Genomic DNA, 25466 nt, shown 5'->3' with positions numbered 1-25466 from the left:
TGTTTGGATAATTATAATCAAATATTAATATCAAAAATTAAAAGATTATGCCTTACATCACAAAAGAAACAGACAAAAATTTCAACCTCTACTACGAGGATTTTGGTAGTGGACAACCCATTATTCTGATTCACGGCTGGCCATTGAGCGGCAAATCTTGGGAGCTGCAAGTTCCTGCATTGTTGGAAGCGGGCTATCGAGTCATCACTTACGACAGAAAAGGTTTTGGAAAATCCCAGCCTACTTTGGGCAATTATGATTACAATTCACTGGCCGATGATCTTCTAGAACTCATCACACAATTGGATTTGCAAAATGTGGTTTTAGTTGGATTCTCAATGGGCGGTGGCGAAGTGGTTCGTTTTCTGACCAATTACGGTTCAGACAACGTAGATAAAGTCGCTTTGATTGCGTCGATCATTCCATTGGTTAAACAAAAAGAGGACAATCCGGACGGCGTGCCTGCGGTAGATTTGGAGGAGATCTTGAAAAATGTAAAATATGACCGCGTCAATTTCTTGGAAGGTTTTCATAAAAATTTTTACAATCACGGAATATTCGCACCATTGGTAAGTCCCAAACAGTTGGATTATGATTGGAGCATTGCGTCGCAGGCATCTCCTATTGCCACTGTAAAAACCGCAGAAAGTTGGGCAAACACAGATTTCCGACTAGAGCTTCAAAATGTGACAGTTCCTACTTTGATTGTTCACGGTGACGAAGATCAAATTGTCCCAATCAAAACTTCAGGAGAGCAAGCAGCTAAAGGAATCGTTAACAATCAATACCACGTGATTTCAGGCGCACCACACGGCTTGAATGTGACGCACGCAGATGAATTGAATCAGATTTTAATCAATTTTCTTAACGGTTAAAATCAATTAACTATATATTTTAAACAGCATTTTTTAAAGTGCTGTTTTTTGTTTTAAAATTCTTCATATCTTGATGAGTTCAAACTACATCGTGATTCAACAATCATAATTGATTATTTATGAAAGGAATTTTTACTGCAATGCTATTGGTCTTCTGTTTTTTAATCGTTGATGCTCAAAGTAAATTGGATCGCGCGATAGATAATCTTGAAAAAAATTATTCACAAGAGAAGGTTTATATCTTATTTGACAAAGATCAATACGTTGCCGGTGATCAAATCTTTTTTCAATCTTTTGTTTTTGAGGGATATAGTCGGTCTGCAATTTCGAAAACGATGTTTGTAGAATTGTACGATCAAAGTAAAAATCTGATTGATAAAAAAACAATTCTGATTAATGATGGTAAAGCTTCCGGAACATTTAATCTAAACAAAACTTTGAATGAAGATGTTTATTTTGTTCGAGCCTATACGAATTGGATGGCAAACTTTGACATCGAATGGAATTTCATCAAACCAATTCCGATTTACAATCCAACTTCGAAGAAAAAAATAGTTTTATCAGAAAACTCAAAATGGACAATTGAAGCATTTCCAGAAGGTGGAATATTTGTAGATCAAGTTTCTACGAAAGTTGCGGTGAGATTATTAACTCAAGGGAAATCGATGAAGAATTGGAACGGTTATGTCATAGATTCTGAATTTCCGGATCATAAAATTCAAACTTTCAAATCGCTTGATGAAAATGTCGCTTTATTTTCGATAACGCCAAAGTTTGGGAAAACTTACAAAGTTGTGGTTGAAGATGGTGAAGGGAATAGTCAAATCACTACTTTGCAAACAGTTACAAATCAAGGTTTAAATCTGAAAATCAATTCTGAAATATCTGGAATCAGATATACAATCGCTGCAATTAATTTAGAAAAAAACGTCCAAAATTACACCGTCGTTGGAACCCTTAACAATCAATTGGCGTACAAAGCGAAAATCAAATCTGCCAATCCAAAAATTTCAAGCTTGATTCCAACAAAAGAAATCGGGCAAAATGGAGTGATGCAGATTTCGCTGTTTGATGACAAAGAAAATCTTGTGGCGCAGAGACTTTGTTTTTTAAATCAAAATTCAACAAATCCTATCGTCTTAGAAAATTCAAAATTCAACAATGATCCGAGAGCTCTCAACAGCTTTGAAATTAAACAAAATCCTGGCAATGAAAATTACACAGTCGTTGTAAAAGATTTGACTGATACTAATCCTGCTTCAAAAGAAAATATCCTCAGCAGTTTGTATCTCACCGAAGATTTTAAAAATCCGATAAAAAATCCGGCTCAATATTTTTCTAAAGATGCAAATCCAGAAGCATTGGATGCGCTTTTAATCTCAGAAAATTGGAAACGATTTGACTGGACTAAATTGATGGCTGGTCAAAAACCTACAATCAAATATAATTTGGCTGACAACGAGTTCATTTCCTACAAAGCACGGCTTGCGCTCAACAGCCGACCGTTGCCCAATACGCTGGTGAATTTGGTTTTCAAAAATGACGATGGAGAACCGCTTTTGGAACAGTTTACAACGGATAGCAATGGTGATTTGTTCATCAACAACCTTAATTTTGAAGATTCTTATTTTGTCAATTATTTTCTGAACACAAATGACAAGCAACAGGTAAACTTAACATTAAAACTCAAACTTCTGATTGAAAACAACATTTCAAAATTTAATTTTCCAAAAACCAAATATGAGCTGAAAGAAATTGATGAAAACTACATTTTACCGATGGCAATAGAAAAAGCTCTGGCAAACGCACAGAACAATGAAAAAATCAATCAAGAAGAAACACAGATTGAAGAAGTAAAAATAATAAAGAGAAAAAGCGACGCCAAAAAGAAATTGAATGATGAAATAACTTCCGGAATGTTCTCCAGTATGAATGCCACGGTTTTAGACCTCGTTAACGAAAATGAAGACGCACAATCATACTCCAATATTATGCAATGGCTACAGGGCAGAGCGGGAGGATTGACCTTTCAAAGCGATAATTCAGGAAATCTCGTTCCTTACATCCGTGGCGGTAGAGCTGGTATTTATTTAAATGAAACGAAAGTTGACATTGAAGCCGTCAGTTCTCTTTCTGTAAGCGACGTTGCAATGGTAAAAATATTCAAAGATTATGGATTAGTTCCGAACGCAGTCGCAATTTTTACACGAACAGGAAGTACAATTAAAGAACAGAAAAGTAAAAACATCAGCAACAAAATAGAAATCAAAGCTTATGACAAAGTAGATAATTTTAAAATAATCGATTATTCTCAAGCAAAATACAAATCATTGATTAATGATACTCGTGAAGTTTTATACTGGAATCCAAAAGCAAGTTCAAACGTTACTTTCTTCAACAATGAAAGTGCGAATAATCGAGAAATCACCATTATTAGTTTTGATAAAAATGATCAAATCAATTATTATAATGAGAGTGTGAAGTAGTTATAAATGAAGGCTTTTCGGAATATTAAAATATTTTTATTGTGACGATTTTATTAAATTTAAAATAATATTTTGAATTTCTTTAGGTTTATTCACCGTCATAAAATGTCCGCCACCTTCAATCACAAAATCAGCTTTTACATTTTTAAAAGGTATAATTCGGTCTTTATTCCCGTGAATGTGAATGATGTTTTCCGGAATTGTTTCATTTTTCCAATTCACAATTTCATTGATTGCCCAAGCAAAAAAGTTTGGATCTGTATCTCTCAAAATATTTTTCAAGAGTAGTTTTTCAGATTCAGTTTCAATTCCGAATAGCCAATTGGTAATGAAGTTTTGCTTTTTGAAAATGGATTTTGGAATTAATTGATTGAGTTTTAATTTTCCAGAAATTCGATTGAATTTTGGAAGTTCAAATCTGTTTTTTGCTGAGGCGATGAGAATATTTTTTTTAGTTTTAATGATTTTTGAAATCTCAACAGCAATCATTCCTCCGAAGGACAAACCTATCAAAATTGGTTTTTCTGTGCTTATTTTTCTTGAAATTCTTTCAGCATAATTTTCTAAAGATTCACTTTTCAAAGGCTTTATCCAATCAACAAATTCCACGTCCAAATCCTCGAAATCGATATTATCAAAAACTCTTCTATCAACGCCAAGACCACTGAAAATATAAATCTTACTCATTTCTCAAATTATGAATCTCAAGATAACAAAAAAGACCGAATTTCTTCAGTCTTTAATATTTTATAAAAGCCAACCGCAAAAAGCAATTCGCAAAAAGCTATCTATAGCATTTTCAAATTATTCACTTCCAATTCAGTAAGAATTCTCCAGTGTCCTCTTTTGATATTTTTCTTGGTCAATCCTGCAAACATTACTCTGTCTAGTGATTCCACTTCGTAGCCCAATTTTTGGAAAATTCTGCGTACAACTCTATTCCATCCGATATGAAGTTCTATTCCAACCTCATTTTTCGGTTTTCCTTCGATGAAAGAAATGCTATCAACCTCTGCAACACCTTCTTCCAAACGGATTCCTTCTGCAATGGATTTCAAATCGTCGTTGGTTAGTTTTCTATCCAAAGTAACGTGATAAATTTTTCTAATATTAAAAGATGGATGCGTCAGTTTTTTTGTCATATGACCGTCATTCGTTAGAAGAATAACGCCTGTCGTTTGTCTGTCCAGTCTTCCAACTGGGAAAATTCTGTATGGAGAAGCATTCGCCGTCAAATCCATTACCGTTTTTCTCGCCTTATCATCTTTTGTTGTAGAGATGTAACCTTTTGGTTTATTTAGAAGTACATAAACTGGTTTTTCCGGTGTGATATTTTGGCTATCGAAAACAACTCGATCTGTTTTCTGAACCTGATAACCCATTTCGGTCACTACTTTTCCGTTCACTTCCACAAGACCTTGAGAAATCAATTCGTCGGCTTCTCTCCTGCTACAAATCCCAGAATTGGCAATGTATTTATTCAGTCTGATGGTATCTTTGAAAACCTCTTTCGTGATTTTCTCCAATCTTCTTTTTTGAATATAAGATTTTGTTCTGTCCTCAGTCGTTTCTGGTCGGATGTATGGTTTTTTATTCGCCGGCTTTTTATTGAATGGTTTTCTTTCGCCATCCTCATATTTGTCTCTGCTGTCGAATCGGTCTCCGCCTCTTGTCGTTTTTGGTTTGCGCGCGCCTCCTGCCGAAGGTCTGCTTTTGGACGTTCTTTCGCCAGAGCCACGGGAGTTTCCAGAAGGTCTGCTTCCACCTGCACTTCTTGGTTTTTTGTCTCTTTCTGGTCTTTTTCCGTCTTCGCTCATTTCTAAAAATTTTTGCAAAGATAGTGAATTAGTTAAGAGTTACGAATTCTGAGTTTAAGAATTCTAAAAATTGAGAATAATGTAATTTTAATCTTCAAACATTTCCGCCAAACGAACCGGCTTTATTTTAGAAGAATCATAAAGCTCAGAAACAGATTTCTTAACTTCTAATTTCGGATAAAGATTGACACCGATGATTTTGATTTTTCCTTCTTCCACCAAACTTTGCTCTTTCGTCGCTTGTTCGAAAATTATTTTTTGGATTTTACCAGATTTCAATAGTTCTAAATAACCGCCTTTTTCTTCAATCTGAAGAAATAATTTCCACGATTTTTCAGCGAATTGTTGTGTGATGTCTTCCACGAAATAACTTCCGGAAGTGGCGTCTTCAAAAACATTGATGATACTTTCATAAGCCAAAACAATCTGTTGTTTGAAGGAGATTTCTTTGGAAAGTTCCGTTGGATTTTCGATTTTATAATTATTACAAAAAACCGCATCAGCACCACCAATCATTGCAGAAGCCAATTCCAAAGTGGAACGAATCAGATTATTATCTTGGTCGTTTTTCGATTTATTTCTTAATGAAGTTTCAACAAAAATATAAGGAATTAAATCTTTCCCAAATTCTTTGGAAAGCTGATTGAACAGATATTTGAAAGTTCGAACTTTTGCAATTTCAAAGAAATATTGACTTCCAACTGCAAACTTGAAAATCAATTTATCTAAAATTTCAGGACTAAATTTCTCAACCAATTCCTTTGATTTCGCCAAAGCAAAACCCAATTGTTGAATAATGGAAGCGCCGGAATTTTGATGTAAACTGACATCAATACAAATATTTCTCTCGAATGATTTTGATAATAATTCACCTGCAAGATGTTCATTAATCTCAGCCTTTTGGTCATCAGAAAAAACATCAATCAGAGAAAAATATCGGTTGGATTCTTCAGTTAAAATATGTTCTGAAAGTTCAGCATTATTGATGAAAATCGATTTTTCATCCAGATTTTCAACATTTTCATTAAGCAAAAAAGCAAACGCTTGTTCTTCCAAACCTTCCTGATATTCCGCAACGAGATGTGTACTTTCTTCGATTTTTGGAAGGAGTTTGTATTCAGAATTGTTTTGGTAATATGGTTTTACATCAATATTTTCCAGATTCTCTTTTTGGAGGATCTCGTAGATGTTTTCCGTTTTGAGTTGCTTTTTTACAAGCTGTTCCCAATCTTCCAATTCACTCATTCTGAAAAATTTATGTTACTTTTTTGCAATCTTAGAACTGTCCACCACCAAGATGAAAATCTCCTCGTTTGGTTTTTTCATAAAGTAATTTTCGCGCGCGTACTTTTCTTTTTCGTCTTTGTTGTTCATCAGTTTACGGAAGAATTTGTCGTTCTTTTCGTATTCAGTTTTGTAGAAATCGAGTTGTTTTTCGTAGCGTTTTATCTCGCCATTCAGTTCATTAATAACCAAAAAAGAAGTGCTGTCAAAGAAGATCATCCAAACCAAAAATCCGACAAGCGTCAACAGATATTTGTTGAAAACATAGGTTTTGAAAAACGTCATAGTCGGCGATTTTTTCTTGATATCCTTGATTAGTTCTTTCATAATCTTAATTTTTAAAACATTGATTTAAATCTAAAATCTGGTGTTTAACTTCTAACATCAAATTTTTTAATGAACTTTTTTAAGCGAATTATTAATGACAGTTGTCAGAAAATCAATAGCCACAGAGTTTTGCTTCATATTTGGAACAATCAAATCAGCCTCATTTTTGGAAGGCTCGATGAATTCCTGATGCATTGGTTTCAAAGTCGTTTGGTAACGGTGAAGAACTTCCTGCAAATCACGGCCTCTTTCCTGCGTATCTCTGCGGATTCTTCGGATCAATCGCTCGTCGGAATCGGCGTGAACAAAGACTTTGAGATTGAATTCCTTCAATAATTCTTTATTCGTCAAAACCAGAATTCCTTCTACGATCAAAACATTTTTTGGTTCCACAGTCACGTGATCGCCTGTTCTGGAGTGCGTTACGAACGAATAAATCGGTTGTTCTATGCTTTCGTTATTTTTGAGCGCTTTTACGTGTTGCAACATCAACTCAAAATCGATGGATTTTGGATGGTCATAATTCAAAGCTTCTCTTTCGGACAGCGTAAGATTTGGATTATCGTGATAATAATTATCCTGAGAAAGTATATTAACACCTTCTACATTAAGCTGTTGCATTATCTTATTTACAACAGTAGTTTTTCCGGAACCTGTTCCTCCGGCAATTCCAATCACGAGCATCTTTAACAATTTTTACAAAAATAATATAATTTTTATTTACACTCGTTTTTAATGTTGAAAATTTGAAATTTAGAATTAAAAAAAGCCAGTCGAAACTGGCTTTTTGGTTATCGTGATCCGTTGTTTAATCTTTGTGGACTGCTCTCTTTTTGAATCTGAGGTTGAACTCTTATATTGTTCTGAGATCCAGATCTAGTATTGTTTTGTGGCTGAACTCTTGTATTGTTCTGCGGTTGATTTCTCGTTCCCCGATTGGCATTTGGCTGAACTTTTATATTGTTTTGATTTCTTCTTCCACTTTCCTGAATTCGAATATTTGGCTGAGTTGTCGCTCTTGTTCCGGTCGAAATTTGATTGTGCAAAGAATTTCTTTTTGGCGAAATTACGACGTTATTTCTTGTTCTCGTTCTTGAGTTGTAAACCGCTCCATTTCTGTAATAATTATTGTTATTATCCAGATAAACTACGTTTGGTGCGTACCAAAATCCATCCGGCGATTGGTAATAGCCATCTCTGTATCCATCTGAATAACCTTGAGAATATGGGTCATTATTATAAGCATAAGCGTCGGAAGTCGTCATACAAGAAACCATCGTAAATGCAATGACAGACGGGAATATTATTTTAAATAGATTTTTCATTTTTGTAAATTTTGATTATCATTTTCATTAATGACGTTAAAATAATTACAAAGAATCTGCCAAGTTCGTTTTTGATAAAATTTACTGTAAAATGTTATTGATTGATGAAAACTATTCCTCCGGCGAAATCCCAAGAATATAATAGAAAACTGCCAAATCTCTGGCAAGAAATTCACGGGTGTGGTTTCTGTAGAAACTTTCGTTTTTGGTGACGTCTTGAGCGTCAAAACCTAGCGCATTCATCCCATTGTTTCGGGCAAAAAACAGGGCTCGAAGATTGTGAAACCCTTGCGAAACGATGATGACATTTTTTTGATTGTAAGTATTTTTACAATTCAAAATGCTCTTGTGCGTGTTGAAACCTTTCGGGTCTTTGATGATGATATTTTCCGGAACACCTTCATTATAGACCAAAAAATTCTTCATTGCTTCCGTCTCGTCGTAGTTTTTACTTTTCTCTCCGCTGACAATTATTTTTTTGATTTTTCCGTGGTGATAAAGCGTTCCAACAGCATCCATTCTCGCTGTGAAATAAGGATTTGCAACGCCCGAACGCATCTTCGGCGACGTTCCCAAAACCAAGGCGCAATCTCTCGGCGGAACTTTGCTGATTTTGGTATAAGTTCTCCCACTCGTCAAGGCAACAACCCAGAAGTTCGCTAAAATCATCAGCAAAATCCCAACTTCCAAAAGCCTGAAAGCTGTTTTGAGAATATTTGTAATCGCCTTAATCATCGTTAAATCATATCAAAATCCAAATAAATTTCTTTGCTCATTGCAATGGCTGTACAAGGTAAGATTTTTCCTTGATGTTTTTCGTTATCCGTCAAATATTCGTCTTCCGTCATATCAACTTCGCCCGATTTTAGGTAACAAAGACAACTTCCACATATTCCAGATTTGCAGGAATAAGGCAATTTGTAACCCAAATCCAGCAACTGCTGAAGGATTTTTCGCTCGTTATTTTTTAGGATAATTCCGTCTTTTTCGATGTGATTGAATTTGATTTTAACTTCAACATTTTCTATCAAAGGAAATTCTTTTTCAGTTGGATAGATGTCTTCATTAAAACTTTCAAACAACTCAAAATGAATATTCTTCTTCGGAATTCCGTGATTGTAACAGGCATTGGCGACCGATTTTATCATTGCTCCCGGACCACAAATCAAAACTTTGTCTGTGCTATCCCAAATTGTAGATTCCTCATCGTCCTCGTCCAGATGAAGGATTTGGTTGATGATAAGCGACACTTTTTTCTCATCAATTCTGCCTTGAAACAGTTTATCCTTTACAGGTTCTTGCGAGATGAAATAGAAACATTCCAATCTTCCGCCAGATTCTATTTGAAGTTTTTCCAGCTCATCTTTCAGGATAATATCTTCGTAACTTTTGTTACCGTAAAAGAGGAAAATTCGCGTTGTTTTTTCCTCAATCAAAATGTTTTTGATGTGACTGAGGATTGGCGTGATTCCAATTCCAGAAGCAAAAGCAATAATCGTCCGTTTCTCATTCGGTTTTGAATTAAGGAAAAATCTCCCTAAAGGTTCGCTCACCGAGATTTCGTCGCCAATATTATAATTGTCAAAAAGAAATTGAGTCGAACTGTTTTCACCATTGATTTTGATAGCCAAAGCCAATTTTTCTTCGGAAGGCGCAGAAGTAAAGGAATAATCATTTTGAATTTCCTTCTCATTAAAGTGATATTTCAGCGTCACATATTGCCCAGCCCGAAATTGAAATCGGGATTTCAACGCATCGGGAATCTCTAATTCCAACGCAAAAGCTTGTTTGGTCAGTTGTTGTTTTTTAGCTATTTTTAGCCTGTGAAACTGAGGTTGGTTGGCTACTGTTAATTGATTCTCCATTGTCAAGAATCAAATTTAATGAAAATTTCACGATACATTATCAATGAAAGAACAAAATCTTTACATCATCGCTGGCTGTAACGGTGCTGGAAAAACCACTGCATCTTTTACGATTCTGCCCGAAATATTGGATTGTAAGGAATTTGTAAATGCTGATGAAATTGCCAAAGGTTTGTCCCCATTTCAACCTGAAAAAGTGGCTTTTGAATCTGGGAGAATTATGCTAAATCGAATCGAAGAACTTTTTTTACAAAATGAAAATTTTGCATTTGAAACAACATTAGCAACTAAAACCTACAAACAAAAAATCTTAAAAGCAAAAAATCAAGATTACAATACAACTTTACTCTTTTTCTGGTTGAAGAATCCCGAGTTGGCAATCGAGCGTGTTAAAATTAGAGTTTCCGAGGGTGGACATCATATTCCTGAAGACGTCATTATTAGAAGATACCATAATGGTATTATAAACTTATTTAAAATCTATCTTCCAATTGTAGATCAGATTTTGATTTTTGACAATTCTGAAGGAAAGCATATTTTGATTGCCGAAAAAAATTTGGGTGAAGAACTTCTCATTCATAATTCAGAAAAATTTAACGAACTAAAAACTTATTATGACAACAGAAAATAAAATAGAAAGACGTGACAAAATATTGAAAGGTCTTGAAAAAGCTTATGAAAAAATGTTGGAGTTCAAGAAAAAAAACAACAGTGAAATAGTTGTAATCAGAGAAAATAAGATTGTAAAAATCAAACCTTAAGATTAATTTCTATGAAAAAAATAATATTCTATTCATTCCTATCAATCAGCTTCTTAGCTTGTAAAAAGAATGATGAAAAAGTAGCAGAAACTCAAGCGAAAGAAGATTCTATAATAGTTGAACCTACAAAATCCGAAGCCGACGTTGCAGAATTGGTGGAATTTTCTCCTGAAAAAATGTCTGCTTACATTCAAAATAAAAATTCTGACACTTTGTATGTGACCAATTTCTTCGCCACTTGGTGCGGACCGTGTATGCACGAGATTCCGTTTTTCCACAAAAAAATGGAGGAATTGCAAGGTCAACCTGTGAAATTCACGTTTGTAAGTCTTGACAACAAGAATGTTTGGGCAACCGATGTCAGTGATTTTGCGGATGAATTTAATATTAGAAAAAACGTAACATTGCTGGACGGAAGTCTTTTGAATACAGAGTTTTTCAAGCAAAATTTCAAAACTTGGGATGGTGGAGCAATTCCTTTTACATTGATTAAAAAAGGCGATAAAGTTGATGAAACCTTGGGTTCTATGACAGAGGATGCTTTGAATCAAAAATTAAATCAGTTTTTATCCGCCAAATAAACAAATTCAATCAAAAGACAAATCTTGAAAAATAAGTTCGGAGTTATTTGTTTCTTTATCATTGTCGGAATCATCATTTCGTTCATCATCAATTTGAATATTGGTTATGCAAAGCTTTCATTTTCAGATTTTTTCAATGAATCTTCCGAACAATTTGAAATAGCAGGATTCAGAATCAATCGCGCTTTAGCAATGGTTTTAGCTGGAATAGCAATTCCGACAAGTGGATTTCTTTTGCAGGAACATTTCAAAAACCCTTTGGCTGGTCCGGATGTTTTGGGAATCACCTCGGTTTCCAGTTTGTTTGTGGCGTTTTATATTTTCTTTTCGCAGAATGTTCTGATTCCTGATTTTTTGCAGAATAGTTTTATCAGTTTGTCATCAATTCTCGGAAGCGTGTTTTTGATGGTGGTTTTAATCTTGTTTTCGAATCGATTTCGGGACAAAAGTTTCATTATTATTTTCGGATTTTTGATTTCGGCTTTGGCTGGAGCAGTGGTTTCGTTTCTTCAGTTTTATGTAGAAAGTCAAAGCCTGAAAAACTACATTCTATGGACTTTCGGCGCAAATAACCAGGCTGATTTTTCTCAGATTTCAATCTTAACCATTTTAATAATTATAGGCTTATTTTTTACTTTCAAATCCATAAAACCTTTGATTGGAAATTCTCTGGGCTCAGCTTATGCGCAAAGTTTTGGCGTGAGTCAATCGAAACTGAAAATCAGTATCATTGTAGCATCATCAATTTTATCGGCTTCTGTCACAGCTTTTTTGGGTCCGATTTTATTTATTGGTGTTGTGGTTCCGCATTTTTGCAGAATGCTTTGGAATCCCGCTCAGCTTTGGCACCAATTGATTTTGAATGTTGTCTTGGGAGTTTTAATGATGCAGGTTTTTTCGATAATTTCAGAATTGAGTCAGTTTCCGATTAATATTATTACGACGTTTTTTGGGATTCCTGTGATTTTGTTGATGTTAGTTAAAAAGAAGTAGTTTATTCAGATAAGAAATATTAAAACATAATTTTGTCATTCAGGATCTAAACTGTTGAGATTCTTTCAGAATGACAAAGACCATTCATAAAAATGAATTTCCTTAAAATTAATAATACATCAATCGGTTATTCAGAACCATTAATTTCTGACATCAACACTTCCTTAGAATTAGGCGAAGTTTGCCTTTTGATGGGAAATAACGGCATTGGGAAAACGACTTTAATCAAATCTATTCTTGGTCAGAACAAGCTTTTAAGTGGCGAAATTTCCATCAAGGGAAAATCAATTCATAAATTAAATCCAAACGAAATAGCTTCTCAAATCGCCATCGTTTTTTCGAAAGCTGAAATTCCGGATAATTATACACTTACCGATTTGATTTCATTGGGAAAATACATTCATTATCCTTATTATTTTAAATTGAATGAAAAGGATAAAATTGAAATCGATGACATCATTGATAAACTAAACTTGACACAATTTCGAGATAAAAAACTCGCCGAACTTTCTGATGGAAATCTTCAAAAAGTCTTTATTGGAAGAGCCTTAGCACAGAATTCTCCATTCATTATTTTGGATGAACCAACAACGCATCTGGATGAAGAAAATAAATTGATGATTCTTTCCTTAATTCGAAATCTGGCGAAGAATGAAAATAAACTAATTCTCTTTTCTTCTCACGATTGGCGATTAGCAAAGGAATTTTCAGACAAAATCTGGTGGCTGAAAGACAAAAAACTCACCAGCGGAATTTCCGAGGAAATCATTCTAAATAACCCAGAATTGATTACGCCGAAGATTTTAGATTTCAACAAAAACTTCCATCCGCCCGAAATCGATGCACCGAAATTAGAAAAAGAAATGATGTTTTCCTTTCTTCAAAAAAACTTCGCCTCGGATTTGAGTAAATTTAAATTGACGTTTAAAAATAACAATTGGGAACTGAAATCGGATAATTTTTATGATAATTGTCATACCTTGACAGAAATTAAACAATCTCTGCAAAACCTTATCAACACTGATGATTTCTATTAAATAAACTTTAGTAGATTTTTATTTACTGCGACTCGCATAGTAATTAAAATATTGATTATAAACAACTTAGCAATTAAAACCCGAAAATACTATGCATGCATAGTATTTTTTTTATATTTGTAAAGAGTGCTTCAATAAGTTAATTATGGAAAACAAAAATTCAGAAAAAGTAGAAAGTGTAGACTTGATGTTAAAGTCAGCTTGGCTGGCTGTTTCGAAGATGTATTCGGACCAGGCGTCCTTGCACAACTCAACTGCTGTACAAGCACTTACACTTTTGAAAATCGACCCAAAGGAAGGAACAAGAAGTACGAATCTTGGTCCAAAAATGGCAATCGAACCTACGTCCTTGACGAGAATCATCAAGCTTCTGGAAGACAACGGTTACATCTACAAAGAAAAAACCACGACCGACAAACGCGAGGTGATTATCAAACTTACGGAAAAAGGCATTAATTCTAGAAATCTGTCGAAAGAAGTGGTCATCAACTTCAACAAAAAAATTGTGGAAAGAATCGAACCAGAAAAATTCGAAATTTTTAAAGAAGTGATGAATGATATTTTGAAAATCGCCAACGAACTTAATAATAGAAAACAATAATAAATCTCAATAAATGAACAGAAAAATAAAACACGTTACAGTCCTCGGCTCCGGCGTGATGGGTTCCGGAATTGCCTGTCACTTGGCTGGAAACGGGATTCAGGTATTGATGTTGGATATGCCTGCGAAAGACTCAGAAAATGCCGACAAAAAAACAATAAACAGCGTGGCGCAAGGTCATCTTGACACCGCTCTGAAAAGCAATCCTTCGCCCATCTATGACAAATCATTCGCTTCCAGAATCACAGTTGGAAACTTCGAAGATGATTTGGAGAAAATCAAAAATTCAGATTGGGTGATTGAAGTAATTGTGGAAAGACTGGACATCAAACAATCGATGTTTGAGAAAGTGGACAAACTTCGTAAACCAGGAACTTTAATCACTTCTAATACATCAGGAATTCCTATTCATCTGATGTCAGAAGGAAGGTCAGAAGATTTTCAGAAGCATTTTTGCGGAACACACTTCTTCAATCCGCCAAGATATTTGAAATTATTTGAAGTGATTCCAGGTCCGAAAACAGACAAATCTGTAATTGATTTCTTTATGTCTTACGGCGAGAAATTCCTTGGAAAAACGACGGTTCTATGCAAAGATACGCCAGGATTTATTGGAAACAGAATCGGAGTTTACTCGATGGCAAAAATTATGGAACTGACTGAGGAAATCGGTTTGACCATTGAAGAAGCTGATTCTTTGACAGGCGATTTATTAAATCGTCCTAAAACCGGAACTTTCAAATTGGGAGATTTGGTTGGATTGGACACGGCTTTCAATGTTACAAAAGGCCTTCAAGCCAATTTGAAAGATGACGAAATGGTTCAGGCTTTGAAAGATTCCAAAACATTGAATCATTTAATTGAAAATAAATTCCTTGGCGATAAAGCTAAAAAAGGATTCTATTATAAAGAAAAAGACGCTGGCGGAAATGTTAATCGTTTCGTTTTAAATTATGAAACGCTTGGTTATGAACCGACGAAACAGCCAAAACTTCCAATCGTGAAGACAGCGAAAGAAGCTGGAAGTTTGAAAAATCGTTTGCCAATTTTGTTGCAAGACCAAACCAAAGCCGGCGAATTGATTAGAAAACATTACGCTTCACTTTTCGCTTATGTTTCTCAGCGAGTTCCCGAAATTACCGATGTGTTCTACTCTATCGATGATGCGATGAAAACTGGTTATGCGTGGAAATATGGGCCTTTCGAAAACTGGGATTTCCTGGGAATTCAAAAAGGAATTGATTTAGTTGAAAGCGAAGGTTACAAAGTGGCTGATTGGGTTAAGGAAATGCTCGCTTCCGGAAACGAATCTTTCTATAAATTAGAAAATGGAAAGCAATTATTCTACAATCAGAATACAAAAACTTACGAGCCGATTCCTGGTTTGGATGCATTCATTATTCTTGATAATATTAGAAAAGAAAAGACGATTTGGTCCAATTCCGAATCAGCGTTAATCGACCTTGGCGACGGAATCCTGAACTTCGAATTCCGCTCAAAAATGAATTCACTTGGAGGTGGCGTTTTGGAAGGTCTTAATAAATCCATCGATATTGCTGAGAAAGATTACAGAGGATTGGTTATAGGAAATCAGTCTGATAATTTCTCTGTTGGGGCAAACCTTGCGATGGTAATGATGATGGCCGTTGAGCAAGATTGGTACGAACTGAATATGGCTATTAACTTGTTCCAACAAACATCGATGAAACTGAGATATTCATCAATTCCTGTAATCGCAGCACCTTTCGGAATGACGCTTGGTGGCGGTTGCGAATTCTCGATGCATTCAGATAAAATCGTTGCTGCAGCAGAAACTTACATTGGTTTGGTAGAAGTTGGCGTTGGTTTGATTCCAGGCGGCGGCGGAACGAAAGAGTTTGCTTTAAGAGCTTTGAAAGGCGCACTTCCAGACGATGTTAAAACCAATCATTTGCGAAATTACTTTATGAATATTGCAACCGCGAAAGTGGCAACTTCTGCTCACGAAGCTAAGCAAATGGGAATTTTGACCGACAAAGATATCATCGTTGTAAACAAAGACCGTCAAATTGCAGAAGCAAAACGTCAGGCGATTGTTTTGGATGAATTAGGATATACACCTCCAGTTCCCGAAAAAATAAAAGTTCTCGGAAAAGAATCAATGGGAATGTTCTACGTTGGAACAGACCAAATGGTTGCCGGCGGTTACGCATCAGAACACGACAGATTGATTGCCAACAAAATCGGTTACGTAATGACCGGCGGAAATCTCTCCGAACCGACAGAAGTTTCCGAGCAATATCTTTTGGATTTGGAGAGAGAAGCTTTCCTTTCACTTTGCGGTGAGAGAAAAACCTTGGAAAGAATCCAGACAATGTTAACAACTGGAAAACCGCTTAGAAACTAAAAAGCTCCGTAGGAGCGAACTGTTAATAGCAAATGATAGAGTTTCAAGACAAGCCTCGTAGAGGCGACCTGAAAATATGATATTTAGATTTTGATTAATAATATTTATTGATTGAATAAAATTAACAGGTCGCTCCTACGGAGCTTTGCTAGAAAAACAATAATTAGCTATTAACAGTTTACCTCTACGAGGCACAATAATATTAAAACAGAAAATAAATGGAAGCATATATAGTAACAGGATACAGAACAGCAGTTGGTAAAGCACCGAAAGGTTCTTTGCGTTTTACCCGCCCAGATGATATGGCGGCAACTGTGATACAACATCTGATGAAAGATGTTCCAAATCTTGACCCGGCCCGCATCGACGATTTGATTGTCGGTTGTGCAATGCCTGAAGCAGAACAAGGTCTTAATGTCGCAAGACTGATTTCATTAATGGGATTGGACACCGACAAAGTTCCGGGCGTGACAGTCAACAGATATTGCGCCTCAGGCTCAGAAGCTATTGCGATTGCGGCGGCGAAAATCAAAGCCGGAATGGCAGAATGCATCATCGCTGGTGGTGCAGAGAGTATGTCTTACATCCCGATGGGCGGTTACAAACCCATTCCTGACACGGATTTGGCAAAGAAACATCCCGATTATTATTGGGGAATGGGATTGACAGCAGAAGCGGTTGCCAACGAGTTCAAAGTGAGTCGTGAGGAGCAAGACCAATTTGCTTATAACTCGCATCAGAAAGCAATGAAAGCCATCAAGGAAGGAAAATTTGAAAGCCAAATTGTTCCAATTGATGTAGCATATAATTTCCTTGACGAAAAGGAAAAAATCCAGACCAAAGAATACGCTTTCAAACAAGATGAAGGTCCAAGAGCTGATACTTCTGTTGAAGCTTTAGCAAAACTTCGTCCGGTTTTCGCAGCAAATGGTTCTGTAACAGCAGGTAATTCTTCTCAAACTTCTGACGGCGCGGCTTTCACAATGGTAATGTCGGAAAGAATGGTAAAAGAATTGAATCTGACGCCGGTTGCGAGACTTCTCTCCTATTCGACTGTTGGTGTTCCGCCAAGAATTATGGGAATCGGACCAATGTTCGCTATTCCGAAAGCATTGGAACAAGCTGGACTTAAACAATCCGACATCGATTTGTTTGAATTGAATGAAGCGTTTGCTTCTCAATCTGTTGCAATCTTAAGAGAATTAAACATCAATCCAGACATCGTCAACGTAAACGGAGGCGCAATCGCACTCGGACACCCACTGGGTTGTACAGGAACTAAATTAACCGTTCAACTTCTTGACGAAATGAAACGCAGAAACAGCAAATACGGTGTTGTGACAATGTGCGTGGGAACTGGTCAGGGCGCAGCGAGTGTTTTTGAGTTGTTATAGACAAGAAGAAAAAAGAATAAAGAGAAAAGACTTTTCCTAATGAAGCATAATTTTAAGCATCTGAATATTTGGAAATTATCCATTGAATTAGCTGATGAAATTTATGAAGTTACAGAAAGTTTTCCTAAAAATGAAGAATTCGGTTTGAAATCTCAAATAAGAAGATGTACAGTTTCTGTTGCTTCTAATATTGCAGAAGGTTCAAGCAGAACTTCACAAAAAGACTTTAATCGATTTTTAGAAATCAGTTTAGGCTCTCTTTATGAATTACAAACTCAGATAATTATTTCTTCAAGGAGAAATTATATTGAACAATCGAAATTTGAATTAATAGAAAATAAAATCACCGAATTACAGAGAATGATTTCAGGCTTTCAAAAAACATTGAAGTGGTAAGTCTTTATTCTTTTCTCTTTATTCTTTAATAAAAAAAAATAATATAAATGAGTACTGAAACCCAAACATTAAACGGTGGTGAATTCCTTGTAAAAGATATCACTGCTCAGGAAATATTCAGCATCGAGGAACTTTCCGAAGAACAAAAAATGCTTCGCGATTCTGCAAAAGAATTTATAGATAAAGAAGTGGTTCCGAACAAAGAACGCTTCGAAAAAAAAGATTACGCCTACACGGAAGAAGTGATGCGTAAAATCGGAGAAATGGGATTCTTGGGAATCGCAGTTCCGGAAGCTTACGGCGGATTGGGAATGGGATTCGTAACCACGATGCTGGCTTGCGACTACATCTCGGGAACAACCGGTTCATTAGCAACAGCTTATGGCGCCCACACGGGAATTGGAACTTTACCAATCCTACTTTATGGTAGCGAATATCTGAAAAACAAATACCTTCCGGACTTAGCGGCTGGAACTAAATTCGGTGCTTACTGTTTGACTGAGCCAGACGCAGGTTCCGACGCTAACAGCGGAAAAACCAGAGCCAAACTTTCCGAAGACGGCAAACATTACATTATCAACGGACAAAAAATGTGGATTTCGAATGCAGGTTTTGCAGACACTTTCACTTTGTTTGCCAAGATTGATGATGATAAAAACATCACCGGATTCGTCATCAACCGTACCGAATTGGAAAATCCTGAGAGTATGACTTTCGGAGAGGAAGAACACAAATTGGGAATCCGTGCGTCTTCTACGCGTCAGGTTTTCTTCAATGATATGAAAGTTCCAGTCGAGAATTTGTTGGGCGAAAGAAACAACGGTTTCAAAATCGCTCTTAATGCCCTGAACGTTGGTCGAATCAAATTGGCTGCGGCGTGTCTGGATGCGCAAAGAAGAATCCTGAACCATTCATTGACTTATTCTACTGAGAGAAAACAGTTTGGCGTCTCTATCAACACTTTCGGGGCAATTCGCAAGAAGTTGGCAGAGATGGCGACTGGCGCGTTCGTGAGTGAGGCTGGTTCTTACCGTGGTGCAAAAGATGTCGAAAACAAAATCAAGGAATTGGTTGCCGGCGGAATGAACCACGAGGAAGCTGAATTGAAAGGTGTGGAGGAATTCGCTGTAGAATGTTCTATTTTGAAAGTTTTTGTATCGGATTTAGCACAGCATTCAGCGGATGAAGGGATTCAAATCTTCGGTGGAATGGGCTTCTCGGAAGATACACCAATGGAATCGGCTTGGAGAGATTCAAGGATTTCCAGAATCTACGAAGGAACGAACGAAATCAACAGGCTTCTTGCCGTTGGAATGCTCATCAAACGTACAATGCAAGGGAAAATCGACCTTTTGACGCCTGCAAAAAATGTTGGGAAAGAATTGATGGGAATTCCGTCTTTCGACATTCCGGATTATTCAGAGTATATGTCTGAGGAAAAAGAAGTTATCAAAAATCTAAAGAAAGTATTCCTGATGGTTTCCGGTTCTGCCCTTCAGAAATATATGATGGACATCGAGAAACAACAGCATCTTCTCCTGAACGCTTCCGAAATCCTGAACCAAATCTATATGGCAGAATCTGCCATCCTGAGAGCGGAGAAACATTTCGACACCGATTCTGTAGAAGCATCAATGGCAAGATTGAATCTTTACAAAGCCGTTGACATCATCGCAACAAACGCCAAAGAAGGCATCGTTTCTTTCTCCGAAGGCGACGAGCAAAGAATGATGCTAGCAGGACTAAGACGTTTTACAAAATACGTGAACACGCCGAATCCAATTGCATTGACTGAGAAAATTGCTTCTCATTTTATTGGGAAAGGTTCTTATTAATTAATCAATTTATTATACCAAACCCGCCTCAGAAATTTCTGAAGCGGGTTTTATTTTTTCAACTTTTGTCTTGATTTCCATTCATAAATTTCATCAAATTCTTTCATCAAATTCTTTCTTCAATTTTCTAATTTGTTCAAAATTTTGTAAAAATTCGCTTGTCAATTTTTTATTAATACCATCAAGCGTAATTTGCCATTCTTTGTAAACAGAATTTTCATCTATTTCTTTTTTGTCCAATTTTGACAATTCTAATTCTAATGTTTTTTTGATGTCAAAAATATTTTGGTATTCCTGATAAATTAAATCTGAGATATTTTCATTACTTGCAAGACAACCATTTAAATATTTCATTTTCAAAGGATAATCACTATAATACACATAAAGATTGATAACATCTTTATCATTTCTATGAATTAGTTCTACGCAGGAATAGAATCTAAGAGAGTTACTAGAATTCAAAGCCAAAATCAATAAATCTTGATTTGTCAATTTTCCTTTTATATTTTCGAAGGACTTATAAATTTCACTGTATTCTCCGCCCACACCAATATTTTCTGACTCAGCATAATCTATTGTTAATAATGGTTTTATTAATTTTTGCTTATTTGGAGATAATTGTCCAAATGAGAAAAATGAAATAATAAAAATTAAAACAAATAAAACTTTTTTCATAATTGATATTTGAACTTCCAATTTATGACTTTTTTCCAAATCGTAAGTCAACAAAAAAATCCGAAACACAACCGTTCCGGACTTATTCACTTGTACAAGCAATATCTTTTAATCCTCTTTTAGAGAGAAGAAATATTCTTTTAATTTACCAAGATTCGCTTTATCGCTACCGATGAAGATTTCGTTTTCCGTCAAGAAAACAGGACGTTTTAGAAACGTGTAGTGGTCCAACAGCAATTCCTTGTAATCCTCTTCCTTCAAAGCTTTAGGATCCAATTCCTGCAACTTGATTTGATTAGATTTCTTATTGAAAAGCGCTTCGTAAGAACCAGCCAATTTGTACATATCTTCCACTTCTTCCGCTGTGATTGGGTTCATTTTTATTTCACGCAGTTCCCAATCCCTCGTATCATATTGTCCCAATATTTTTCTACAGGTATCGCAAGTTTTAAGATAAAATACTTTTTTCATTTTGCAAAAATACGTTTTATTTTCCACATCTTGGCTATGTCGATTAGATAACTTATATTACGCCCCGACGCAAGCACTCATCTTCCGCCATTTACATCCCTAACTTTAACGTTCATTAAGGAATTAAGTTTCATATTTTGGGCAACTTATCCGTCCTCCACTCCCGCTATTTTTGCCTTCGCTTTTCCAGCCACAAAAAATGAGCTCCGTTCAGAGAGTTTATGCTGAGCTTGTCGAAGTAGGTTGCAGATTCCCCATCCAAACACGTTTTGTTTTTAAGACAAGGTTTCTTAAAATTTAATCAAAATTATTTCCCCAACCCTAAAGGGAGTAATTATGATTAAATTTCTAATTGTTTTTGCTCCCTTTAGGGTTGGGGCAAACAAAAACAATTAGAATATGCATTATTCTGAAGTACTAAAATCCCTTCAAAAAACCTTACATTTATACAAACATTCAGAAAATGGACAACAAACCAATTACTTTTCAGTTTATTTCCGAACCCACAGACGTCAATTTTGGAGGCAACGTGCACGGCGGAAGCGTGATGAAATGGATAGACCAAGTCGGATACGCCTGCGCCAGCAATTGGTCATCCAGCTATTGCGTCACCGTTTATGTCGGCGGAATTCGGTTTTATAAACCAATCAAAATTGGAGAAATCGTAAAACTGGAGTCCAAAGTTATTTTGACAGGAAACTCAAGTATGCACATCTCCATCGATGTATTTTCTCGAAATGTAAAAGAGAAAAAATTTGAGAAGAGAACACATTGCATCATCGTTTTTGTCGCCGTGGACGAGAACGGGAAATCTGTAGAAGTTCCAAAATGGAATCCAACCACAGAAAAAGAAATCCAAATGGAACAATATGCCATAAAACTAAAAGACCTCAGAAAAAATATAGAAGACGAGATGAAACCTTTTTTGTGATAATGTTTTTTAATAAATATTAAAAAAAACAAAATTCATTTTATTATTACTTTTCAAAAATTAAACGCAAAGATTTAATTTTTGAACATTAAAAATTTAAGCTTGCAAAGGCAGATAAATCTGCACTGATTAAGCTTGAATTGTTTTTAAATTTCACAAAACACATTTTTAATAATTTCACGCTTCATCAAATCAATTTATTGACTCCTCTTTGCTCTTTATTTCACCGAGAATAAGGTTAATCTTTGCGTTTAATTTACATAGTATCAGCAACCGAAATTTCAATCAACAACTTTACTGTAATTCATTCAATAGTTTTTAAAAATTAGTTTAGAATTTTTTCAAAAAAATAGTTGCAGAATTAAAAATCATTTCTAAATTTGTCCCAATGAAACGACAGTTCCATCTGTCCTTTTAAAAAAATTATTATCAACAGATGAAAACAATGAACAATAACTGGTGGTGGCTTTCAAACTCTTTGTCGGGTCTGAAAGACTTATCGGTGTTCTAAATTCTGAACTAACTATAACTCAATCATAATAAGACTTCGACATTTTTTGTTGAAGTCTTTTTTTTTCACTTTGTCAAAGTTTCAAATCTTTGACAAAGTTTTTAAACTAATTTTAAATTTATATGATAAATCATCAAACAATAAAAATAAAAACTGTCGTCAAATCCCGCTTGGCAGACCTCTACACACCGATTGGGATTTACCTGCGACTTCGTGACCAGTTTCGGGACACGATTCTTTTGGAAAGTGCAGGAAATCAGAATTCTGAAAATTCGTTTTCTTTCATTGGTGTCAACGCCATTGCTGGAATCGAAATCCGAAATTACGACGAAGCCGAATTGAAATTTCCGCTTGAAAATCCTCAGAAAATTAATCTGAAAAATGAAAAACTTTCTGATTTGCTTCAGGAATTTTCCAATTGTTTCAAATGCGAAAAACCAAACCACGAGATTGGAAAACAAGCACAGGGATTTTTCGGATATACAAGTTATGATGCGATTCCGTTTTTTGAGAATATCAAATTCAAGGAACAATCTGAGGAAAATAAAATCCCGTTGATGCGTTACAGAATTTATCAATACGTGATTGCAATTAATCATCACAACGACGAAATGTTCCTTATTGAAAATAAAATCGATGGTTTAAAATCAGAACTTTCAACATTGGAAAGCATAATCAATCAAAAAAACGCACCAGTTTTCCCATTCGAAATTACCGCAGAAGAAACTTCGAATTTGAAAGATGAAGAATTCTTGGAATCCGTAGAATTTGCGAAGAAACATTGTTTCCGTGGCGACGTTTTCCAGTTAGTTTTGAGCAGAAGATTTGAACAGAAATTCCAAGGTGACGAGTTCAATGTTTACCGTGCTTTGAGAAATATCAATCCTTCGCCGTACCTATTTTTCTTCGATTATGGTGATTACAAATTAATGGGTTCTAGTCCGGAAAGTCAGTTGATTATCAAAAATGGTAAAGCCATTATTCATCCAATTGCAGGAACTTTCAAACGAACAGGAAACATCGAAAAAGATTTGGAATCCGCAGAAGAGCTCAAAAAAGACCCGAAAGAAAATGCAGAACATATGATGTTGGTAGATTTGGCAAGAAATGATTTGAGCATTCACGGGAAAAACACAACCGTTTCAAAACTGAAAGAAATTCACTTTTTCTCTCACGTGATTCATATGGTTTCAGAAGTGGTTGCCGATGTGAAAGAAAATCAGAATCCGTATGAAATGATTGCAACCACTTTCCCACAAGGAACTTTAAGTGGTGCTCCAAAATACAGAGCAATGCAATTGATTGATGAACACGAGAAAACTTCCAGAAGTTATTACGCAGGTTGTATTGGTTTTGTAGGTTTTGATGGAAGTTGTAATCAGGCGATTATGATTCGAACTTTCTTGAGTAAAAACAACACATTGTTTTATCAAGCCGGCGCTGGAATCACAGCCAAATCCGTTGCCGAAAGTGAATTGCAGGAAGTGAACAACAAATTAGGCGCTTTGAAAAAAGCCGTTTTAAAAGCAGAGAAAATATAATCCCCCTTTCCCCCAAAGGGGAGAACAACGTTAAAAATTATGTTAAAAATGAATAAAAATAAACTCAATGAAAGCCCCTCCTTTGGAGGGGTTGGGGAGGAAAAAATATTAGTCTTAGATAATTATGACAGTTTTACTTACAATCTCGTTCAGATCATCGAACAAATTGTCGGTTCAGAAGTAGACGTTTTCCGTAATGACCAAATCGCTTTGGAAGACATTGAAAAATATGATAAAATCATTCTCTCTCCCGGACCAGGAATTCCAGAAGAAGCAGGAATTTTGTTAGAATTAATAAAAAAATATGCACCAACAAAATCAATTTTCGGCGTTTGTCTTGGACAACAAGCTATAGCAGAAGCTTTTGGTGGAAGTTTAATCAATCTTTCCGAAATCTACCACGGCGTCGCAACAGAATCTATTCAAATCAATGCGCACCAGATTTTCAACAGTTTACCAGAAACTTTGGAAGTTGGTAGATATCATTCGTGGGCGGTAAATCCTGATGATTTCCCTTTCGAATTGGAAATCACAAGCGTTGACAAAAACGGAATGATTATGAGTTTGAGACATAAAACTTACGATGTTCACGCCGTACAATATCACCCGGAAAGTATCTTGACGCCTGATGGAAAAAAGATTTTAGAGAATTTTTTAACGAATTAAAATGAAAATTTTAAGCTGGAATATTGAGCGATTGAAAATTAATAAAAATGCTGAACTGGATTTTATAAAAAAATTAATTTCAGAGGAAAATCCTGATTTGATTTTTTTGACAGAAACCAATTTAACAATAGATTTTGGAACTGAGTATTTTAGCTTAAACTCAATAGAATTACCAAAATTTCACGAAAATCAAAAATATAAAGAGAAAGAAAATCGAGTAAGCATTTTTTCAAAATATCCTATCATAAAAATGTTTCAAACCTACGATGAGCACACAGCAATTTGCGGAAAAATCAGTACTGAATTTGGACAGCTGATTTTGTACGGAAGCATCATCGGAAGTTTTGGAGGAAGAGGTTTTCATTTTGAAAATGACTTGGAAAATCAAAAAAATGAAGTCAGAAAATTAGAAGGAAACGTCATTTATTCGGGAGATTTCAACATTGCTTTTTCAGGTTGGAAATATCCAAGTACCAAAGTGATTAATGAAACAAAATTATTTTTTGAAAATGAAAATTTAGAGATTCTAACAAAGGAAAATGAAGATTGCGCTATCCATATCGTGATGAACAAAGATTTTTTAAACGATAAAAAAGTTACAAACAAAATGATAAAAATTGACAGAAAAATCTCTGACCACAACGCTGTAATTTGCAAAATTGAAAAGTTGAAAAACTAAAAACTTCCACCATCCAGCACCCAACATCC

26 protein-coding genes are annotated in these 25466 nt (G+C 35.5%); 16 read left to right on the top strand and 10 right to left on the bottom strand.

What is annotated here, in order from left to right; all coding sequences use genetic code 11:
* Positions 1 to 47: 47 nt before the first annotated feature.
* Together B0I22_RS02945 and B0I22_RS02940 are read left to right on the top strand one after the other, a co-directional pair.
* A complete protein-coding gene (locus tag B0I22_RS02945) occupies positions 48 to 875 on the top strand; it encodes an alpha/beta fold hydrolase (RefSeq protein ID WP_133943126.1) in 828 nt (275 codons plus the stop codon).
* A gap of 119 nt (positions 876 to 994) precedes the next feature.
* Positions 995 to 3361, top strand: a complete 2367-nt coding sequence (locus tag B0I22_RS02940; protein ID WP_133943124.1) for a hypothetical protein — start codon at positions 995 to 997, stop codon at positions 3359 to 3361.
* 36 nt (positions 3362 to 3397) lie between these two features.
* On the opposite strand, the gene B0I22_RS02935 is transcribed toward B0I22_RS02940, so the two are convergent.
* The 8 genes from B0I22_RS02935 to B0I22_RS02900 form a co-directional block, all read right to left on the bottom strand.
* Complete coding sequence (locus tag B0I22_RS02935) at positions 3398 to 4048, bottom strand: alpha/beta hydrolase (RefSeq protein ID WP_133943123.1); 651 nt, start codon at positions 4046 to 4048, stop codon at positions 3398 to 3400.
* Positions 4049 to 4149: 101 nt separating this feature from the next.
* Complete coding sequence (locus B0I22_RS02930) at positions 4150 to 5178, bottom strand: pseudouridine synthase (RefSeq protein WP_166668164.1); 1029 nt, start codon at positions 5176 to 5178, stop codon at positions 4150 to 4152.
* An 87-nt stretch (positions 5179 to 5265) separates the two neighbouring features.
* Entirely contained in the window at positions 5266 to 6423 is a 1158-nt protein-coding gene (locus B0I22_RS02925) for a methylmalonyl-CoA mutase family protein (RefSeq protein ID WP_133943121.1), read from the bottom strand.
* A 15-nt stretch (positions 6424 to 6438) separates the two neighbouring features.
* Positions 6439 to 6789 (bottom strand): FtsB family cell division protein, encoded by a 351-nt coding sequence (locus B0I22_RS02920; protein WP_133943119.1) that lies wholly within the window; start codon positions 6787 to 6789, stop codon positions 6439 to 6441.
* Positions 6790 to 6855: 66 nt separating this feature from the next.
* Complete coding sequence (gene udk / locus B0I22_RS02915) at positions 6856 to 7473, bottom strand: uridine kinase (protein WP_133943947.1); 618 nt, start codon at positions 7471 to 7473, stop codon at positions 6856 to 6858.
* A 107-nt stretch (positions 7474 to 7580) separates the two neighbouring features.
* Positions 7581 to 8114, bottom strand: coding sequence for a hypothetical protein (locus tag B0I22_RS02910; RefSeq protein ID WP_133943117.1), 534 nt, complete (start codon positions 8112 to 8114; stop codon positions 7581 to 7583).
* 111 nt (positions 8115 to 8225) lie between these two features.
* A complete protein-coding gene (locus B0I22_RS02905; protein WP_133943946.1) occupies positions 8226 to 8783 on the bottom strand; it encodes a SanA/YdcF family protein in 558 nt (185 codons plus the stop codon).
* Positions 8784 to 8851: 68 nt separating this feature from the next.
* A complete protein-coding gene (locus B0I22_RS02900) occupies positions 8852 to 9979 on the bottom strand; it encodes a ferredoxin--NADP reductase (protein WP_133943116.1) in 1128 nt (375 codons plus the stop codon).
* Positions 9980 to 10022: 43 nt separating this feature from the next.
* Between B0I22_RS02900 and B0I22_RS02895 the strand changes: the two genes are divergently transcribed.
* The 10 genes from B0I22_RS02895 (at position 10023) to B0I22_RS02855 (ending at position 19963) form a co-directional block, all read left to right on the top strand.
* Positions 10023 to 10610 (top strand): ATPase, encoded by a 588-nt coding sequence (locus B0I22_RS02895; protein ID WP_133943114.1) that lies wholly within the window; start codon positions 10023 to 10025, stop codon positions 10608 to 10610.
* Positions 10594 to 10740: a hypothetical protein gene (locus B0I22_RS16055; RefSeq protein ID WP_166668163.1), complete on the top strand. Its 147-nt coding sequence runs from the start codon at positions 10594 to 10596 to the stop codon at positions 10738 to 10740. Before B0I22_RS02895 ends, B0I22_RS16055 begins: the two co-directional genes overlap by 17 nt.
* 11 nt (positions 10741 to 10751) lie before the next feature.
* The gene (locus B0I22_RS02890) at positions 10752 to 11321 is read left to right on the top strand and encodes a TlpA family protein disulfide reductase (protein WP_133943112.1); all 570 of its coding nucleotides are present in this window, start codon (positions 10752 to 10754) and stop codon (positions 11319 to 11321) included.
* Positions 11322 to 11342: 21 nt separating this feature from the next.
* Complete coding sequence (locus B0I22_RS02885; RefSeq protein ID WP_133943110.1) at positions 11343 to 12314, top strand: FecCD family ABC transporter permease; 972 nt, start codon at positions 11343 to 11345, stop codon at positions 12312 to 12314.
* 92 nt (positions 12315 to 12406) lie between these two features.
* Positions 12407 to 13351, top strand: a complete 945-nt coding sequence (locus B0I22_RS02880; RefSeq protein WP_133943109.1) for an ABC transporter ATP-binding protein — start codon at positions 12407 to 12409, stop codon at positions 13349 to 13351.
* A 145-nt stretch (positions 13352 to 13496) separates the two neighbouring features.
* Complete coding sequence (locus tag B0I22_RS02875) at positions 13497 to 13952, top strand: MarR family winged helix-turn-helix transcriptional regulator (RefSeq protein WP_133943107.1); 456 nt, start codon at positions 13497 to 13499, stop codon at positions 13950 to 13952.
* Between the two features lie 13 nt (positions 13953 to 13965).
* A complete protein-coding gene (locus B0I22_RS02870; protein ID WP_133943105.1) occupies positions 13966 to 16338 on the top strand; it encodes a 3-hydroxyacyl-CoA dehydrogenase/enoyl-CoA hydratase family protein in 2373 nt (790 codons plus the stop codon).
* A 218-nt stretch (positions 16339 to 16556) separates the two neighbouring features.
* A complete protein-coding gene (locus B0I22_RS02865) occupies positions 16557 to 17732 on the top strand; it encodes an acetyl-CoA C-acyltransferase (RefSeq protein WP_063968187.1) in 1176 nt (391 codons plus the stop codon).
* Between the two features lie 39 nt (positions 17733 to 17771).
* Positions 17772 to 18128, top strand: coding sequence for a four helix bundle protein (locus tag B0I22_RS02860; RefSeq protein ID WP_133943103.1), 357 nt, complete (start codon positions 17772 to 17774; stop codon positions 18126 to 18128).
* Between the two features lie 47 nt (positions 18129 to 18175).
* On the top strand, positions 18176 to 19963 hold the full coding sequence (locus B0I22_RS02855) for an acyl-CoA dehydrogenase family protein (RefSeq protein WP_133943101.1): 1788 nt from the start codon (positions 18176 to 18178) through the stop codon (positions 19961 to 19963).
* A gap of 93 nt (positions 19964 to 20056) precedes the next feature.
* Here B0I22_RS02855 and B0I22_RS02850 read toward each other — a convergent pair whose 3' ends face one another.
* Together B0I22_RS02850 and B0I22_RS02845 are read right to left on the bottom strand one after the other, a co-directional pair.
* On the bottom strand, positions 20057 to 20638 hold the full coding sequence (locus tag B0I22_RS02850; RefSeq protein ID WP_133943100.1) for a hypothetical protein: 582 nt from the start codon (positions 20636 to 20638) through the stop codon (positions 20057 to 20059).
* A 108-nt stretch (positions 20639 to 20746) separates the two neighbouring features.
* Positions 20747 to 21109, bottom strand: coding sequence for an arsenate reductase family protein (locus B0I22_RS02845; protein WP_133943098.1), 363 nt, complete (start codon positions 21107 to 21109; stop codon positions 20747 to 20749).
* 463 nt (positions 21110 to 21572) lie between these two features.
* Between B0I22_RS02845 and B0I22_RS02840 the strand changes: the two genes are divergently transcribed.
* The 4 genes from B0I22_RS02840 (at position 21573) to B0I22_RS02825 (ending at position 25437) form a co-directional block, all read left to right on the top strand.
* Positions 21573 to 22040 (top strand): acyl-CoA thioesterase, encoded by a 468-nt coding sequence (locus B0I22_RS02840; protein ID WP_133943097.1) that lies wholly within the window; start codon positions 21573 to 21575, stop codon positions 22038 to 22040.
* A 633-nt stretch (positions 22041 to 22673) separates the two neighbouring features.
* Positions 22674 to 24092: an anthranilate synthase component I family protein gene (locus B0I22_RS02835; RefSeq protein WP_133943095.1), complete on the top strand. Its 1419-nt coding sequence runs from the start codon at positions 22674 to 22676 to the stop codon at positions 24090 to 24092.
* Positions 24093 to 24140: 48 nt separating this feature from the next.
* Positions 24141 to 24758, top strand: a complete 618-nt coding sequence (locus tag B0I22_RS02830) for an anthranilate synthase component II (protein ID WP_133943093.1) — start codon at positions 24141 to 24143, stop codon at positions 24756 to 24758.
* Position 24759: 1 nt separating this feature from the next.
* Positions 24760 to 25437 carry an endonuclease/exonuclease/phosphatase family protein gene (locus tag B0I22_RS02825; protein WP_133943092.1) on the top strand — a complete coding sequence of 226 codons (678 nt, stop codon included), beginning with the start codon at positions 24760 to 24762 and terminating at the stop codon, positions 25435 to 25437.
* The last annotated feature ends 29 nt before the right edge of the window (positions 25438 to 25466 follow it).

This window comes from Epilithonimonas xixisoli, assembly GCF_004365655.1.
GTDB classification, from domain to species: Bacteria; Bacteroidota; Bacteroidia; order Flavobacteriales; family Weeksellaceae; genus Epilithonimonas; species Epilithonimonas xixisoli.
The sequence above is the reverse complement of the archived record's forward strand: the minus strand, read 5'-3'. Positions and strand labels throughout refer to the sequence as shown.

Coding starts and splice junctions, on each gene's coding strand:
- B0I22_RS02850 (WP_133943100.1), bottom strand. CDS start 20,638: ATGAAAAAAGTTTTATTTGTTTTAATTTTTATTATTTCATTTTTCTCA.
- B0I22_RS02910 (WP_133943117.1), bottom strand. CDS start 8,114: ATGAAAAATCTATTTAAAATAATATTCCCGTCTGTCATTGCATTTACG.
- udk (WP_133943947.1), bottom strand. CDS start 7,473: ATGCTCGTGATTGGAATTGCCGGAGGAACAGGTTCCGGAAAAACTACT.
- B0I22_RS02935 (WP_133943123.1), bottom strand. CDS start 4,048: ATGAGTAAGATTTATATTTTCAGTGGTCTTGGCGTTGATAGAAGAGTT.
- B0I22_RS16055 (WP_166668163.1), top strand. CDS start 10,594: ATGACAACAGAAAATAAAATAGAAAGACGTGACAAAATATTGAAAGGT.
- B0I22_RS02895 (WP_133943114.1), top strand. CDS start 10,023: ATGAAAGAACAAAATCTTTACATCATCGCTGGCTGTAACGGTGCTGGA.
- B0I22_RS02920 (WP_133943119.1), bottom strand. CDS start 6,789: ATGAAAGAACTAATCAAGGATATCAAGAAAAAATCGCCGACTATGACG.
- B0I22_RS02845 (WP_133943098.1), bottom strand. CDS start 21,109: ATGAAAAAAGTATTTTATCTTAAAACTTGCGATACCTGTAGAAAAATA.
- B0I22_RS02835 (WP_133943095.1), top strand. CDS start 22,674: ATGATAAATCATCAAACAATAAAAATAAAAACTGTCGTCAAATCCCGC.
- B0I22_RS02865 (WP_063968187.1), top strand. CDS start 16,557: ATGGAAGCATATATAGTAACAGGATACAGAACAGCAGTTGGTAAAGCA.
- B0I22_RS02840 (WP_133943097.1), top strand. CDS start 21,573: ATGGACAACAAACCAATTACTTTTCAGTTTATTTCCGAACCCACAGAC.
- B0I22_RS02900 (WP_133943116.1), bottom strand. CDS start 9,979: ATGGAGAATCAATTAACAGTAGCCAACCAACCTCAGTTTCACAGGCTA.
- B0I22_RS02940 (WP_133943124.1), top strand. CDS start 995: ATGAAAGGAATTTTTACTGCAATGCTATTGGTCTTCTGTTTTTTAATC.
- B0I22_RS02945 (WP_133943126.1), top strand. CDS start 48: ATGCCTTACATCACAAAAGAAACAGACAAAAATTTCAACCTCTACTAC.
- B0I22_RS02930 (WP_166668164.1), bottom strand. CDS start 5,178: ATGAGCGAAGACGGAAAAAGACCAGAAAGAGACAAAAAACCAAGAAGT.
- B0I22_RS02860 (WP_133943103.1), top strand. CDS start 17,772: ATGAAGCATAATTTTAAGCATCTGAATATTTGGAAATTATCCATTGAA.
- B0I22_RS02890 (WP_133943112.1), top strand. CDS start 10,752: ATGAAAAAAATAATATTCTATTCATTCCTATCAATCAGCTTCTTAGCT.
- B0I22_RS02855 (WP_133943101.1), top strand. CDS start 18,176: ATGAGTACTGAAACCCAAACATTAAACGGTGGTGAATTCCTTGTAAAA.
- B0I22_RS02870 (WP_133943105.1), top strand. CDS start 13,966: ATGAACAGAAAAATAAAACACGTTACAGTCCTCGGCTCCGGCGTGATG.
- B0I22_RS02825 (WP_133943092.1), top strand. CDS start 24,760: ATGAAAATTTTAAGCTGGAATATTGAGCGATTGAAAATTAATAAAAAT.
- B0I22_RS02905 (WP_133943946.1), bottom strand. CDS start 8,783: ATGATTTTAGCGAACTTCTGGGTTGTTGCCTTGACGAGTGGGAGAACT.
- B0I22_RS02880 (WP_133943109.1), top strand. CDS start 12,407: ATGAATTTCCTTAAAATTAATAATACATCAATCGGTTATTCAGAACCA.
- B0I22_RS02830 (WP_133943093.1), top strand. CDS start 24,141: ATGAATAAAAATAAACTCAATGAAAGCCCCTCCTTTGGAGGGGTTGGG.
- B0I22_RS02925 (WP_133943121.1), bottom strand. CDS start 6,423: ATGAGTGAATTGGAAGATTGGGAACAGCTTGTAAAAAAGCAACTCAAA.
- B0I22_RS02875 (WP_133943107.1), top strand. CDS start 13,497: ATGGAAAACAAAAATTCAGAAAAAGTAGAAAGTGTAGACTTGATGTTA.